12 protein-coding genes are annotated in these 14065 nt (G+C 58.1%); 6 read left to right on the top strand and 6 right to left on the bottom strand.

Annotated features, from left to right (window positions below; translation table 11 throughout):
* Window positions 1–98: 98 nt before the first annotated feature.
* Window positions 99–890, top strand: a complete 792-nt coding sequence (locus ACHUE7_RS14895) for a helix-turn-helix domain-containing protein (protein ID WP_394170688.1) — start codon at window positions 99–101, stop codon at window positions 888–890.
* A gap of 8 nt (window positions 891–898) precedes the next feature.
* On the opposite strand, the gene ACHUE7_RS14890 is transcribed toward ACHUE7_RS14895, so the two are convergent.
* The 3 genes from ACHUE7_RS14890 to ACHUE7_RS14880 are packed head-to-tail and all read right to left on the bottom strand — an operon-like array spanning window position 899 to window position 2665.
* Complete coding sequence (locus ACHUE7_RS14890) at window positions 899–1477, bottom strand: TetR/AcrR family transcriptional regulator (protein ID WP_394170687.1); 579 nt, start codon at window positions 1475–1477, stop codon at window positions 899–901.
* Between the two features lie 10 nt (window positions 1478–1487).
* On the bottom strand, window positions 1488–2096 hold the full coding sequence (locus ACHUE7_RS14885; protein ID WP_394171070.1) for a GNAT family N-acetyltransferase: 609 nt from the start codon (window positions 2094–2096) through the stop codon (window positions 1488–1490).
* Complete coding sequence (locus ACHUE7_RS14880) at window positions 2096–2665, bottom strand: hypothetical protein (protein WP_394170686.1); 570 nt, start codon at window positions 2663–2665, stop codon at window positions 2096–2098. The genes ACHUE7_RS14885 and ACHUE7_RS14880 overlap by 1 nt, the downstream gene beginning before the upstream one ends.
* Before the next feature lie 183 nt (window positions 2666–2848).
* On the opposite strand from ACHUE7_RS14880, the gene ACHUE7_RS14875 reads away from it, so the two are divergent.
* The 3 genes from ACHUE7_RS14875 (at window position 2849) to ppk1 (ending at window position 6673) form a co-directional block, all read left to right on the top strand.
* The gene (locus tag ACHUE7_RS14875) at window positions 2849–3409 is read left to right on the top strand and encodes an isochorismatase family protein (RefSeq protein WP_394170685.1); all 561 of its coding nucleotides are present in this window, start codon (window positions 2849–2851) and stop codon (window positions 3407–3409) included.
* A 90-nt stretch (window positions 3410–3499) separates the two neighbouring features.
* Window positions 3500–4312 (top strand): substrate-binding periplasmic protein, encoded by an 813-nt coding sequence (locus tag ACHUE7_RS14870; protein ID WP_394170684.1) that lies wholly within the window; start codon window positions 3500–3502, stop codon window positions 4310–4312.
* 279 nt (window positions 4313–4591) lie between these two features.
* Window positions 4592–6673, top strand: a complete 2082-nt coding sequence (gene ppk1 / locus ACHUE7_RS14865) for a polyphosphate kinase 1 (protein ID WP_394170683.1) — start codon at window positions 4592–4594, stop codon at window positions 6671–6673.
* A 122-nt stretch (window positions 6674–6795) separates the two neighbouring features.
* Here the strand turns inward: ppk1 and ACHUE7_RS14860 are convergent, their stop codons facing one another.
* Both ACHUE7_RS14860 and uvrD read right to left on the bottom strand, forming a co-directional pair.
* Complete coding sequence (locus ACHUE7_RS14860; RefSeq protein WP_394170682.1) at window positions 6796–7311, bottom strand: DNA-deoxyinosine glycosylase; 516 nt, start codon at window positions 7309–7311, stop codon at window positions 6796–6798.
* A gap of 1 nt (window position 7312) precedes the next feature.
* Window positions 7313–9478 carry a DNA helicase II gene (gene uvrD, locus ACHUE7_RS14855; protein ID WP_394170681.1) on the bottom strand — a complete coding sequence of 722 codons (2166 nt, stop codon included), beginning with the start codon at window positions 9476–9478 and terminating at the stop codon, window positions 7313–7315.
* Between the two features lie 173 nt (window positions 9479–9651).
* Here uvrD and ACHUE7_RS14850 point away from each other — a divergent pair, with 173 nt between their 5' ends.
* A complete protein-coding gene (locus tag ACHUE7_RS14850) occupies window positions 9652–12381 on the top strand; it encodes an EAL domain-containing protein (protein WP_394170680.1) in 2730 nt (909 codons plus the stop codon).
* Between the two features lie 267 nt (window positions 12382–12648).
* Window positions 12649–12840, top strand: coding sequence for a PA3496 family putative envelope integrity protein (locus ACHUE7_RS14845; protein ID WP_127560298.1), 192 nt, complete (start codon window positions 12649–12651; stop codon window positions 12838–12840).
* A gap of 238 nt (window positions 12841–13078) precedes the next feature.
* On the opposite strand, the gene dctP is transcribed toward ACHUE7_RS14845, so the two are convergent.
* Complete coding sequence (gene dctP, locus ACHUE7_RS14840) at window positions 13079–14038, bottom strand: TRAP transporter substrate-binding protein DctP (RefSeq protein ID WP_394170679.1); 960 nt, start codon at window positions 14036–14038, stop codon at window positions 13079–13081.
* Window positions 14039–14065: the final 27 nt, after the last annotated feature.

Below are 14065 nucleotides of genomic sequence, written 5' to 3'. Positions count from 1 at the left end.
GGTTTCGATGTCGCCGCTCAATTACCCCGGAGGTAATGGTCTTGCGCGCTTTTATGGTCGAGGATAGTGTCTGACGTAAGGCATAACGGAGCACACCGATGGGATCGGCCGGTCACTTACTTGCAACTTTGCGCCGCGCCAGGCGTTTTTCACAGCTCGAACTCGGTTTGCAGGCCGAGGTGTCAGCCCGTCACATCAGCTTTATTGAAACCGGGCGCACCCAGCCCAGCCGCGATATGCTGCTGCGACTTGCCGACGTCATGGGCCTGGCACACCGCGACTGCAACCGCCTGATGAACGCCTGTGGCTATGCCCCGGTATACACCGACCTGCCACTTGAAGAGGCCGCGATGGCCCCGGTTCGGCATGCCTTGAAGGTGATGCTCGACAAGCAAGATCCCTACCCGGCCGCCGTGCTTCACAACACCTGGGACCTGCACCTGGCGAATCAGTCGCTACACCGATTGCTGAGTGCCCTGCTGCCGGCGCCCAGCCTTCAAGGGCGCATCAACATGCTGGAGATTATCTTCGACCCGCATGGCCTGAGGCCCTACATGACCAACTGGGAGGCCATTGCCGCTTTGCTGTTGCGCCGACTGGCACTGCAACTGCAAACCCAACCGAAACCAGAGCTGACCAGTCTGATGGACCGGCTGCTCGCCATGGACCCACCCGTCAACTGGCAAACCCCTGAGCCGAACACCTGGGAAGGCCCCATGCTGACCTCGGAACTGCTCATCAACGGCCAGGCGCTGAGTGTGTTCTCAACGCTGAGCAGCTTTGGCACCGCCCTGGATGCCGGTGTGCAGGAACTGATGATAGAAAGTTACTTCCCGGCCGATGACGCAACACGTCTGTTTTTTGAAACCCTGGCCGCGCAGGCCGATTAACTGCCCGATCAGCTCAAATCATTCAGCCAGGCTTTGCAGCTTTGTTCGAAGAACGCTCGCGGGGTCGCCTTCTTTTTGGGGGAATTGGCCGCCCACAAAACGCCTAGCCCTTCCGTTAACGCCATGGCCTGTATCGCCAGCGTGCGAGCGGTGTTGGTTGATATCAGTCGCCGTTGAGCCAGGTCATGTTCGGCCAGCTGGGTGAGCCGGTCTTCGATCGTCCGCTGTCGTTCGATAAATGCCTCGCTGTGTTCTGGCAGCAGTGACCAGACAAAGCGCTGATACGCCGCCAGCGGAATGTCCAGCGACGTCAATTCATCGATTAGCTGAGCATATTGCCTGGCACCGTCCAGCACCAGGTCTTCAAAATGTTGGTGGGCGCTTGGGTCCATATCTGGTAGGAATCGACCAAAGAAATGCTCAATGCAGGCGTGCAGCAGGTCGGCTTTGCGCGGGAAGTAATGGTGAAATGCCCCTTTCGACAAGCCGCTGGCAGCGACCAGATCTTGCATGCGGGTCTGGTCATAGCCGTTTTTCAAGAACAGCCGAAAGGCAATCAGCAACAGCGCATCCCGGTTGGTTTTCATGGTGTTCGGGTTACTCCGGTGGCAGGTGCAGTCGGTAAATGCTCAGTGTATCCAGCTTTCGTTCGTCGTGCAGGTGAAAACCGAGGTGCTGGTACAAGGGCACGTTCGCCGGGTTCTCGGTATCCAGCGCCAGCGTTTCACCCAGCTGAAAGCAATAGTCAGCCAGGGCCTGGATCAGCTGTTTACCAAACCCCTGGCCTTGCTGGCCGGGTGCGACCCCGATTTTGACCAGAAAGTAGCGAAAGGTCGCTGGCAGGCCTTGGCGACTGTGCAGGGCGTAACGGTTCATTCGCGCCACACAAGACCAGGGAACCCGGCCAATCAGCGAGGGCAGCGTTGTGAGCACGGCAATGGCTCGTCGCCAGCCCGGGGCTGGTACTTCCAGCAGGGCACAGGCAACCAGCACGCCCTGGCGGGTCACTCCCCAGACCGGCATCCCCGACCGGCAGTGATAACTGACGATAAACCGCACCAGGTGATCGCGGTAGCGGTCCCGGTCAGCCGGCGCGCAGCCTTCAAGAAAGTAGTGGTAAGCCGGGTCAGCGGCAAAGGCGTTACTCAGCAAGGCACTGACAGCGGCCTGGTCCGGGCTGGCCAGGGGCCCGATGGTAATCGACATCACAGGGTAGGAGCCTCCCGTTCTGGGTAATGATTCACCGCAAAGGCGTACAGCACCTTAATCATGAACAACAGAGCCAGCGACAGTTGCCAGGGTGGCAGTGACAGCCGGGTAATCACCAGAATGCCAACACAGACCAGGCTACCCGCCAGAACGGGTTGCCAGGCACGGCCGTAACAGGCGTTAACCAGACACGCAGTGATCATGGTGTAAGCCCAAACCCACAGCAGTGGCGTCAGGGGTAAACCGAGCAACCAGCCTATTGCCAGCAAGTGAAGGTGAATGGCAATAAACCCCCAGCGCCAGGCGGGGCGTTGTGCGTAGAAAGCGTTAGTGCCGGGGGTAAAATTGGCCACGGCCCCAGCGGCGATATCGAGCATCAGCAACCAGGCAAGAATCCATCGCGCCAGCCCAAAGGGCACCCCTTCCGGCCTGGGAACCTGGCTCCAGAAAACCGCTGCCAGTGCAGTAGTGAGTGCAATGCACAGCAAGGCGCCCGCACTTTGCCTGGCACCGAGCACTTCCTTGAAGGCGCCAGGAATGGGGTATTCCCGTTCAAATAGCATCATAAAAAGGTCCTTTTCGATCAAAACATACCGGCTGTCCGGTTTTAATATGAAGCCTTTGAGGATGCGCTGTCAACTGGTTTCCGAATGCGACATGTCGCATAACAGGGCTTGGACAGCGGTCCCGTTCAGTCGTAATCTAGGCGTTAGGCTTGTTGGTTTTCAAAACGCTACGAGGTGCTAGGGATGACCACAAATCCGAATGGTAACAACGCCGCGCTGGTCGTTGTCGACATGCAAGTGGGTGTGCTGGCCAACGCCTGGGATACCGCACGCATTGCCAACAATGTCGCCCTGGCGGTAAGCCGCGCCCGTGCCGAAGGCGTGCCCGTTATCTGGGTTCAGCATTCCGATGAAGAGCTGCAGCAGAACAGCACACTCTGGCAATTGGTGCCTGAACTGGAACCTGTAGAAAGCGAGATTCGCATTAACAAACACTTCAATTCATCGTTTGAGCAGACCGAACTGGAAACGGTGCTGCAAGGGTTGGGTGTTGCGCACCTGGTACTGGCCGGGGCTGCCTCCAACTGGTGCATCCGCGCAACCGCCCACGCTGCGCTGGAGCGGGGTTACGACCTGACCCTCATCAGCGATGGCCATACCACCGAATCCATCGAATTCGAAGACGGTACGGTGATTGAAGCGGCCACCATCATCAAAGAGCTCAACGTTGCCATGAACTGGCTTGAGTACTCAAAGCGCAAAAACACCACGGTCACGGCCCAGGCACTCGCGTTTAATGCCTGATGGCGTAGCCCCTGCAGGCTGGCAGGGTCGCCAGTACGGTGGCGCGCCGGTGCTGAGCAGAATAATCGGTAGGCTTTTTTGCAGTAGGCTATGCTTAGATTGTCTTGGCCCATTCGGCAGAACGATGTAATGGTCTCAGTTCGTAAAATACTCCTTGGCCTGGTGTCGCTGGCATGCTGTAGCCCCCTGGTAGCCCAGGAAACAGTGCGCATTGCCGTTGGTGAATGGCCCCCTTATTTGTCTAGAACCGCCCAGCATTATGGTGTGGCGGCACACATCGTTGAAGAAGCGTTTCAGGCCAGTGGCATGGACGTGGAAATCGATTTTCTGCCCTGGGCCAGAGTGCTTGTCTATGTCGAGAGTGGCCAATACGACGCGTCGATTCTGTGGGTGAAGACAGAAGAGCGGCAAGCCAGCTTCCTGTTTTCAGACGTTGTTCTGGAAGGGGAGGCGGTATTTTTTTACCACAAGGATAACCCGCTGATCTGGCAAGAATTCAGGGATCTGGACAACAAACGCTTTGGCGGCCTGCGCAGCGCCAGCTACCCCTGGTTCGACGCCGCCCGGGCCGCAGGGGCGGCCGTGGAGATGGAGCTCGTCTCCACAGAACAGCAGAACTTCTCAAAACTCCTGTCGCAGCGAATAGATGCCTACGCCATGGACAAACTGGTCGGCTTGCACATTCTGCAGCAGGATTTCGCCGACCGGCAGAACGACATCAGCTACGACCCAACTCCCATCGAAACCTGGCCATACCGCCTGATCTTTACCCGAAGCCCCCGAGGCGAAGCGCTGACCGAGGCGTTTAATCAGGGGCTGCAAGCCATTCAGGAACGACAGAAAGTGCAGGTTCATCTGAATAATGTGGCTAATGGTGTGTACCTGCCGATCGCGGAACAATAAACCCTATTGTTCTACGGATTCGGTTCTGGTTTTGTTGAAAGTAGGCAACCCATCAAGTCCCAGCTGTCAGGTTGGTCTTGCCGGGGTAGTTCGCAGCAGGGAAGCTGCGATCTAGGCCCCATGGATGGGTTCACGCCGACCCCGGCCAGACCAACCTGACGGCCGGGACGAATGCCAGCCACCCTTGCCAAGAAGAACGAAAAGCGTAAATCCTGTCGTCTGTCATACCTCTGCAACAGTTTTGTCATACACTGATCGCATCTGAATCAGAGGTGGGTCATGGCTGAACCGATTACGCACGAGCATTTCATCAACCGCGAACTGTCGTTGCTGGAATTTCACGACCGGGTGCTGTCTCAGGCACTGGACGACACCATCCCACCGCTCGAACGGCTGAGATTTTTGTGCATTTCCAGCACCAATCTGGATGAGTTCTTTGAAATTCGCGTTGGCGGCTTGAAGGAACGCTTTGAAGCTGGTTCCATGGTCACCGGGCCGGAGGGCATTTCACCGCGTACCCAGCTCGACCAGATCGCTGGCCGAGCCCATGATCTGGTCCAGCGCCAGTACGACACTCTGAACACCACCCTGTTGCCGTTACTGGCAGAGCACGACATTCGAGTCATTAAACGCGAAGACTGGAGCGAGCAGCAAACGCAATGGCTGCAGTATTATTTTGAACATGAAGTCTTGCCGCTGCTGAGCCCGATCGGGCTAGATCCGGCGCATCCGTTTCCGCGCATTCTGAACAAAAGCCTTAACTTCATCGTCAAGCTCGATGGCAAAGATGCCTTCGGCCGCAACAGCGGCCAGGCCATCGTACAGTGCCCGCGCGCCCTGCCGGATATGATCAAATTGCCAGCGGAGCAAACTCAATCTGGCTCGAACGATTACGTCTTCATGTCGTCAATCATTCACTATTTCATGGACGAAATCTTTTTCGGCATGACAGTAATCGGCTGTTACCAGTTTCGGGTAACGCGCAATTCCGATTTGTTTGTCGATGAAGAGGAAACCGGTGACCTGCGCCGCGCCATTGAAGGCGAACTGGTGTACCGCCAGTACGGCGATGAAGTGCGCCTCGAAGTCGCCGCCAACTGTCCGGATGAACTGGTGCAGTTTTTGTTCAAGCAGTTTGAAATCAGTGAGGTCGATCTGTACCGCGCTGACGGTCCGGTCAACCTGAACCGACTGGTCACGCTGATCGACCAGGTTAACCGGCCTGATCTGCTCTATACCCCCTTCGATGCAAGGGTGCCGCGGGTTCTGAAACGCAAGGACACCATTTTCGATGCCATTCGCAAGGGCGACATTCTGTTGCATCATCCGTTTGATTCGTTCATGCCGGTCGTGGATCTGATACGCCAGGCCGCGAAAGACCCGCAGGTGCTGACCATCAAGCAGACCCTGTATCGTACCGGTGTGAATTCGATCATCGTTGAAGCGCTGGTGTCGGCCGCCAGGGCGGGCAAGGAAGTAACCGTTATTATTGAGCTGTTGGCCCGGTTTGATGAAGAGGCGAACGTGGCGCTGGCCGAGCGGTTGCAGGAATACGGCATTCACGTGGTCTACGGCATAGTCGGCTACAAGACCCATGCAAAAATGCTGCTTATCGCCCGGCGCGAAGGCGAAAAACTGCGGCATTATGTGCACCTGGGCACCGGCAACTATCACCCGAAAACCGCGCAGATCTATACCGATTACGGTCTGATGACCTGCAACAAGCAGATTGGTGACGATGTCTACCGGGTCTTCCTGCAACTGACCAGCCTGGGCAAGGTGAGCAAGCTGGAGTGCTTGTATCAGTCGCCGTTTACGCTGCACAAAAATCTGATGCGCAAGATCGATCGTGAGATCGAATTCGCCAAGGCGGGCAAGCCCGCCCGGGTGCTCGCGAAAATGAATTCACTGTATGAAGAGCAACTGGTGCGCAAGCTGTATGAAGCCAGCCAGGCCGGTGTGCAAATTGATCTGATCATTCGCGGTATTTGCCAGATTCGCCCGGGCATCAAGGGCATCTCGGAAAACATTCGGGTGCGTTCCATTGTGGGCCGGTTCCTGGAGCATACCCGGGCGTTCTGTTTCCACAACGATAACGACCCGGAGGTCATTCTTGCCAGCGCCGACTGGATGAGTCGCAACATGTTTCACCGCGTCGAATCCGGCTTCCCGTTGCTGACCAAAAAACTGCGCGACAAGGTCATCAAGGATCTCGAGCTGTACATGACCGACAACCAGCAAGCCTGGGAACTCGATCCCGACGGTCGCTATCATCAGCAAAAACCCAACGGCCACGACCCCCTGTCAGCACAAATGATGCTACTTGAAGAAGCCATCGGCTCGGGCAGCTTGACGCCCTGAGCCGGTCTGGTTCTGTGGCTTAGTTTACTTGGTAGCTCTGAGATCGTGCCAGCCACAGAGGCATACCCGGTATCCGGTGCGGGCCAATGCCATAGAAGTGAACCACACTCCGAAACTTGGGTTTATAAATAGTCGAGTAGTATCCGCCACTGGTCTTTCTTTTGTTCAAAACTGAGGCTGGCGTGTGCCGGGCTGGTTGAGGGTAATTTGTGTAGAGGCAGGGTCTGGTCTGTGGTGCTCAGTGTTGGCAGGACTTTCTTGCGATAGTTATCGTACGCTGCTGTGCCATTGCACAGTACCGCCTGTGTGTTCGGGTGGCGGGCAAACCAGGCGGCAAAATCATTCGGGACGATACTGGTTTTTACGATGTCCGCATCGAGGCTTGATGGCCGTTCGCACTGGTAGAGGGCATCCCATAAACCGATGTGATGGTGGGTCAGGTGAGTCAGCCGTTGCTCGTAGGGTAGTGTTGCATCAAAGCCCAGCCAGTGGCCGAGTATTGGCCAGAAGGCGTTGCGTGAGTGGGCATAATACTGGTGGGCGTTTAGCGATGCCTTGCCCGGCATTGAACCAATGATAAGCACTCTGGCCTGTGTCGGTTCAACCGGGGCAAAGCTGTTGATGGTGACACCGGTCATCTCAGATCGCTTCGAGTTTGGCGTACTGCATCATCAGCCAACGTTCGCTGCCGTCGTCGAAAGAGACTTGTACCCGGGCATGGGCTCCGCCGCCTTCGGCGTTGACTAACGTGCCCTCGCCGAACATGGGGTGCAGCACGCGCTGGCCGAGGCTGAAGCCGGCATCGTCCATGGCCATGTCTTGTTGCAGGCCGAAATTAACCGGCCGGCTGACCGTTGATCGCAAGCGCACTTCGGTCAGCAATTCCTGCGGAATTTCCCGTACAAATCGTGACAGAGAATTGAAGGTTTCCGAGCCATAGAGGCGACGGCTTTCGGCGTAGGTGAGGGTGAGAATCTGCCGCGCGCGGGTGATGCCTACATAGGCCAGTCGTCGCTCTTCCTGCAGGCCGGAGGCGTCGTCCATCGACATCTTGTGCGGGAACAGCCCTTCTTCCAGGCCGACCAGAAATACATGGTCGAATTCCAGGCCTTTGGCGCTGTGCAGTGTCATCAGATTTACACTGTCTTCGAACTCATCGGCCTGGCTGTCGCCAGCGTCGAGTGAGGCTTCGCCGAGAAATTGTGCGAGCAGGGCAACCGGGGTGTCGGCTTCGTCATTGCCAGCGAAGCTTTGAGCGGCGGAGACCAGTTCCTGCAAGTTTTCGACGCGAGCCCGGCCTTTCTCGCCCTTTTCCTTTTCATGATGTTCAATCAACCCGGAAGCGGCGGTGACGTCTTTGACCATGTCCCCGAGTTCTTCTTTTTCGCTAACAATGCTCTCAAGGTCGGCAATCAGCAGCATGAAGTCTTCGAGGGCGTTGGCAGCGCGCTTGGGCAATACTGAATTTTCCAGTGCCGACAAGCAGGCTTCCCACAATGAAAAGCCCTGGTCACGCGCCAGCACGCGCAGGGTTTCGATGGTTTTGTTGCCAATGCCGCGCGTTGGTACGTTGATGATGCGTTCTATTGCTGCGTCGTCCTGGCGGTTGAGTACCAGGCGTAAATAGGCGACGGCGTTTTTGACTTCCAGCCGTTCATAGAAACGCTGGCCGCCATAAATGCGGTAAGGAATCTGGCTGTGAATCAGCGCCTCTTCCAGTACCCGGCTCTGGGCGTTGGAGCGGTAGAGCATGGCGATGGTGTTGGCGTTGGTGCCGTTTTCCATCAGCCGGTTGATTTCGTCGGCAACGTAACGGGCTTCGTCCTGTTCGTTGAAGGCCGCATACAGGCGAATCGGGTCGCCGCGATCGCCTTCGGTCCAGAGGCTTTTACCAAGCCGGGCTGGGTTGTTGGCGATGACGGCGTTGGCGGCATCGAGAATGGTGGCGGTGGAGCGGTAGTTTTGCTCCAGCCTTACCATGTGAGTGCCGGGGAAATCCTGATTGAAGGTCTGAATGGTTTCGACCTTGGCACCGCGCCAGCCGTAAATGGACTGATCATCATCGCCGACGATGGTGAGACTGAGTTTGTCGCCGGCCAGTACCCGCAGCCAGGCGTACTGAATGGTGTTGATGTCCTGAAACTCGTCGACCAGCAGGTGGGTAAACCGCTGCTGGTAGTTGGCCAGCAAGTCCGGGTTGTTGAGCCAGAGTTCGTGCGCGCGCAACAGCAATTCGCCGAAGTCGACCAGGCCGCTGCGCTGGCAGATTTCTTCGTAACGCAGGTAGATGTTTTTCAGGGTTTCCTGAAACCAGTCGCCATGGGTCTGGACGTACTCGGCGCGAATGCCTTCGTCTTTCTGGCCGTTGATGAACCACTGCACCTGCTTGGGCTGTACCCGCTCATCCGTGATGCCCAGATCGACCATCAGGCGTTTGACCAGCCGCAACTGATCATCGCTGTCCATGACCTGAAAGTTATCGGGCAGGTGGGCCAGCTTGTTGTGGTGTTTCAGCAAGCGGTGCGCCAGGCCGTGAAAGGTGCCGATCCACAGGGTGTTCGAGGGAGTTTCCAGCAACTCTTCAACCCGGCCGCGCATTTCCCGGGCGGCCTTGTTGGTAAAGGTGACGGCCAGCACGCTGTAGGGCGAGGCCAAACCGGCTGCTATCAGCCAGCCAATGCGGTGCGTCAGCACCCGGGTCTTGCCGCTGCCGGCACCCGCCAGCACCAGCAGATGCTGGGCATCGCTCTCCACAGCCTGGCGTTGTTCGGGGTTGAGTTGGTCTAGCAGGGCATTCAGGCTCATCGGCAAGGTCACTGTACAAAAAAACAGGGGTAGTGTACCAGAAGGGATTGGCCTTTGTGGATGGGCGCGCGGCGTATAAACCTTTAGTCGAAATTCCTGACTGTTTGGCTAACTTCGCGCAGCGGACCGCTATGGCTGGTCTATACTCCAGCGGAAACCCGTCAGGATTGAACATGCAGTCGGCCAGCCACTCATTTCGTCAGGAACGCCAGCGCCAGGTGTTGCGCCACAGCAATTTGCTGTGGGTGTCTTCACTGGCCATGGGGCTAGTGTGTGTTGCGGTGCACCCGGCGCGGCCCGATATGTGGCTGGTGGGCGGGTTAATTGCACTGCTGGCGTCGGCGGGCCTGGTGTTGTCCCGATTTGGACTGGCCTGGCAGGCGCAGTACCCGGCGTTCAGGGCGATGCCGGCCGTTGTTGTTCTGACGGTACTGCAATCGTCGGTCTGGGGCTACGAGGCACATTACGGTGGGCTCTGCCTGACACTGTCCATTGCCTATGTCGGTATGGCGGCCATCGCGTTGTATGCCCAGTGGCGAGCCTTTCTGGCCGCCTGGGCACCGGTGATGGTGTTGCCCGTCTTCGTCGGCCCGCCGCTGCCGGCCGAAACCCTGATCGACGTGCATCTGCCACTGATGAGCATGGTGCTGCTGGGCGCCTGGCAGGGGCATTTGATGGCGCGTCGTGCCATGCGTCGGGCGCTGGTGAACAAACGCCTGAATGCGTTACTGGCGCGCAATCGCGATAGCCTGGAAGCCACGGTTGAAGAACGTACCCGGGCGTTACACCAGAGTAATGAACGCCTGCAGGAAGAAGTTGCGTTGCGCAAGCAGGTGAACCAGTCGCTGATCAAGCACGAAGAGCAAATGAACCTGGCCATGACAGCCAGTGGTATTGGCTTCTGGGACTGGGACATCACCGGCCGCCGCGTTTACCATTCCGACCAGCATCGGTTCTTTGGCCAGAACACAGAAACGGAGGATAGCATCGACCTGATTGCCCGGGTTCACCCGGATGACCGAGGCCAGGTCAAGCGCGCCCTGTCGGCCCATCTGACCCGGCGCAGCGATTTTTACCACGCCCGCTATCGCCTGGTGACCGATGAGGGTGCCGAGCCGGTGTGGCTGGAAGACAGCGGCAAGGTGATTGAACGCACCGAGTCTGGTCAGGCAGTGCGCATGGTCGGCACCCGGCGCGACATCAGCTCCGACATGCGCCAGCGCGAAGAACTCAGCTTGTCAGCCTCGCTGTTCAACAACAGTTCTGATGGTGTTTTTGTACTGGGTCGCGACCAGCGTTTCAAAACGGCCAACCGGATGTTCAGTCAGATCGTGGGCATGCAGAAAAGTCAGCTACTGGGGCGTGATCTGTTTTCAATTCTGCCCACCCATCAGTCGCAATGCATCGCCAAGGCGTTGCTCAACAACGGGCGCTGGCACGGAGACCTGGTGATCAGAGTGGGCGGCTCGCGCCGTATTCAGGTGTTGCTGACACTCACGGCGGTGCGCAGCAAAGACCGAACCATCAGCCACTATCTGGGCATCTGTCAGGATTTGTCGCAGCGTTACAATGGCCTGATTCCCACCGATAAAGACGCCTACGATGCGCTGACCGGGGTCTACAACCGGCGCTTTTTTCAGGAGTTGCTGGCCGGCTTTCACCGGCACGATCCGCTGCTGCCAGACCACTATGCCATTGCCATTCTGAACCTCGATGACTTTGCGGCGCTGAACCGTCACGTTGGCACCGACACCGGTGATCAGTTGTTGCGCGATGTCGCCGCCAGGCTGACCAATCAGAATGATCCGCTGCGCTGGGTGGCGCGGCTCGGAGGCGACCGGTTTGGCTTGTTCCTGGAATACGAAGGCGACCGGGCAATGTTGGAAGACTGTCTGAAAACCCTGTTGCAGGAAGTAGCGCGGCCGATGCTGGTCGATGATCAGGTGGTGTCGGTGACGGCCAGTATCGGGGTGTGCCGGGTTCAGTCCGACAACATCGACACCCTACTGACACTGTCGCAACAGGCGATGATTCAGGCCAGCGCTAACGGCGGCAACACCATCAATTACCACGCGGCTTACCCACCCGGGTTGCCGCAGCTGGGGGATGCCTGGGCCCGTGAATTCAGGCAGGCGCTCGACGGACAGGTGCTGCATCTCGATTTTTGGCCGCGTACCCGCCTGGCGAACGGCCAGCTGGAGGGGGTGGATGCACGCGTTAGCTGGCATCACTCAGTCTACGGCCGACTGGAGTCGGACGTGTTGTTGTCGATGGCTCACACCGTCGGCCTGGGTCCGGACTTGCAGCACTGGTTTTTGCAACGCAGCTGCACTGAGGCAGTGCGCTGGCAGCGCGAAGGTTGTGAAACAGTGCGTCTGTCGCTGCGACTGGCGAGCAACCAGCTCGACGATGAGGGTTTTGTCGACCAGATCAGCGCCGTGCTCTCCAGTACCGGGCTGGCCAGCGATGCACTGGAACTGGTGATCACGGAAAGCCAGTTGATGGCCGACGTCGCCCATGTGCGCGGCGTGCTCGACCGCCTGTCAACGCTGGGGGTGAGGCTGGTGCTGGGTGACTTCGGCGCCGGCCAGTCGTCGCTGAGCCATTTGAAGTACCTGCCCGTTAATGCGCTGAGCCTCGCACCGGGCCTGGTGCGGGAGGCCGTCTCCAAAGGCCAGCAGCCGGTGCTCAAGGCGGTGATCGAGATGGCGCACAGTCTGAACCTGGCGGTTATCGCCAGCCCGGTCGAGCAACCGGCCCAACTGCGCTTGTTGAAGAAACTGGAGTGTGACATCGCCCAGGGCGGGCTGGTTAGCCAGTCGATGAACGCCGACACCCTGCTGGCGCTGGTGAAGCAACGCCACCAGATGCACCTGGCGGCCTCGCCCATTCAGGTGCATTGAGCCTTTCAGCCCAATGCGATCTTTTGGGCTTAAAATACCATACCAATATGGGCATACAAACTGCATAGGCAAGGCTCGGTAGCGGGTCGTTCCCTGTTCGATGAAGACATTGACTGGCGTCACTGAATTGCCATACGAAGCGGATAATATGGCGCCCGGTTTGGTGTCATCAGGCCTTTCCCGAAACGGACACTATCCGAAACCACACCCTTGTTTCCATTACGATCAACAATAAGAAAACGGCAGTCGCCCTAAGGAGCTCAATTTATGTCGGTCAATCTGTTCGATCTTGAACTGGCTAATATTGAAGACGATCAGTTGCATAAGCCCACTGAATCCAGCGAGAACAAGCGTTCCAATAATCATCGCCGCTTGGCCGCACGCCGCGCCATCGAAGATCATATGGAACAGCAACGGCTGCGCAAAGACCTGGACGATCTGGATCTGGAGTTGTTCTGAGCGATCTGGGTTCACACCGGCAACACCGGTCTGAAACAGCCGCTGGCAAAAGGCAGACCCGTTACCAGCCTGCTTTTTGCCAGCGGTTATCCTCCTTGGCAGGCTGTTGAAATTCAGTGAATTTCAGCGTTCCACTGACAGGCGAACGCCTGCACCCCGGGGCTGGTGCCCTAACGCTTCCTGAAGCCGGGCACGCCAAAACAGCCCGGTCTGATGTTACCCAATCCTACACCGCGTGTTACGAACCGTTACCCGGGCGCTCGAATTGCCCTAATTCCGCTCGAATTGAGCTCAGGGTGGGGGGCGCGATTGACACCTCGGTCAGTTGCTGGCGCAACGCCTGGTCCGCCGCAAGGTTACTGTCCCGCATTTGCTCATCCAACTGGCTGGCCCAAAGCGTCAGCACCCGATGCGCGGCAGCTTGCTGGTCGGCCGTTAGCCGGGCCAGGCTGCGTTCGGGCAGCACCAGCATCCCCCAGGTGTACACAACGGGCTGGTCGGTCAAGTAGCCAACCCGGCTGTGCCAGTTCAGCGTCAGGGCGGCACTGGGCGGCGCGACCAGGGTATCGAGTGCCCCGGTTTCCAGGGCCGGCAGCACATCGGCAATGCCCAGTACCTGATAATCCACACGGATTTGCTGGCTGAGCTCGCGAATGGCATCGGTATTGGGGAGCCAGAGCTTGCTGGCCCTCAACCCGGCCAAGTCCGCCACCGGTTGCTGCGACATGACGTAGGAAAAGCCTCCGTCGAGCGGGCCGAAGCCATACCAGCCGCGCTCGGCCAGTCGCTCGCGCATGGTTGCGTCGAACGTCTCCCGGGCCTGGTGTACATCACCGAGGTTGTCGAACTGAAACGGCTGGCTGAGATCGCTAATCTCCACCTCCAGTGCTTCCAGCGTGCTGCTACTGACCAGAGCACCCTGCAATTGCCCGATGCGCAGTTTGCGCATTACCGTCGCATCATCCCCCATCACCCCGCCCGGGTAGACCTTTAGCGTCAGGGCGCCGCTGGTCGCGCTTTCAAGCTCGGCGGACAGCTCGGTCAGGCTGCGCACCGGGGCTGAACCCGGCGGATAGAGCGTCGAGATCTTCAAGGTACCGGCGAGTACTGGCCCGGCCATAAAACCGAGCGCCAGCAACCCCAGCGCCCGGCACACATAACGTGGCGCGCCTGCAGTGATCGATGTAGTGAATGACATACCCTTCCCCTGCCTTGATGGATAAAA

Source organism: Saccharospirillum alexandrii (assembly GCF_043641555.1).
GTDB classification, from domain to species: Bacteria; Pseudomonadota; Gammaproteobacteria; order Pseudomonadales; family Natronospirillaceae; genus Saccharospirillum; species Saccharospirillum alexandrii_A.
This window is presented reverse-complemented; position numbering and strand designations above follow the sequence as displayed.

Bases quoted from the DNA above. Each gene is read 5' to 3' on its own strand.
- ACHUE7_RS14885 (WP_394171070.1), bottom strand. From the start codon at position 2,096: ATGTCGATTACCATCGGGCCCCTGGCCAGCCCGGACCAGGCCGCTGTC.
- ACHUE7_RS14850 (WP_394170680.1), top strand. From the start codon at position 9,652: ATGCAGTCGGCCAGCCACTCATTTCGTCAGGAACGCCAGCGCCAGGTG.
- ACHUE7_RS14870 (WP_394170684.1), top strand. From the start codon at position 3,500: ATGCTTAGATTGTCTTGGCCCATTCGGCAGAACGATGTAATGGTCTCA.
- ACHUE7_RS14890 (WP_394170687.1), bottom strand. From the start codon at position 1,477: ATGAAAACCAACCGGGATGCGCTGTTGCTGATTGCCTTTCGGCTGTTC.
- ACHUE7_RS14845 (WP_127560298.1), top strand. From the start codon at position 12,649: ATGTCGGTCAATCTGTTCGATCTTGAACTGGCTAATATTGAAGACGAT.
- uvrD (WP_394170681.1), bottom strand. From the start codon at position 9,478: ATGAGCCTGAATGCCCTGCTAGACCAACTCAACCCCGAACAACGCCAG.
- dctP (WP_394170679.1), bottom strand. From the start codon at position 14,038: ATGTCATTCACTACATCGATCACTGCAGGCGCGCCACGTTATGTGTGC.
- ppk1 (WP_394170683.1), top strand. From the start codon at position 4,592: ATGGCTGAACCGATTACGCACGAGCATTTCATCAACCGCGAACTGTCG.
- ACHUE7_RS14895 (WP_394170688.1), top strand. From the start codon at position 99: ATGGGATCGGCCGGTCACTTACTTGCAACTTTGCGCCGCGCCAGGCGT.
- ACHUE7_RS14880 (WP_394170686.1), bottom strand. From the start codon at position 2,665: ATGATGCTATTTGAACGGGAATACCCCATTCCTGGCGCCTTCAAGGAA.
- ACHUE7_RS14875 (WP_394170685.1), top strand. From the start codon at position 2,849: ATGACCACAAATCCGAATGGTAACAACGCCGCGCTGGTCGTTGTCGAC.
- ACHUE7_RS14860 (WP_394170682.1), bottom strand. From the start codon at position 7,311: ATGACCGGTGTCACCATCAACAGCTTTGCCCCGGTTGAACCGACACAG.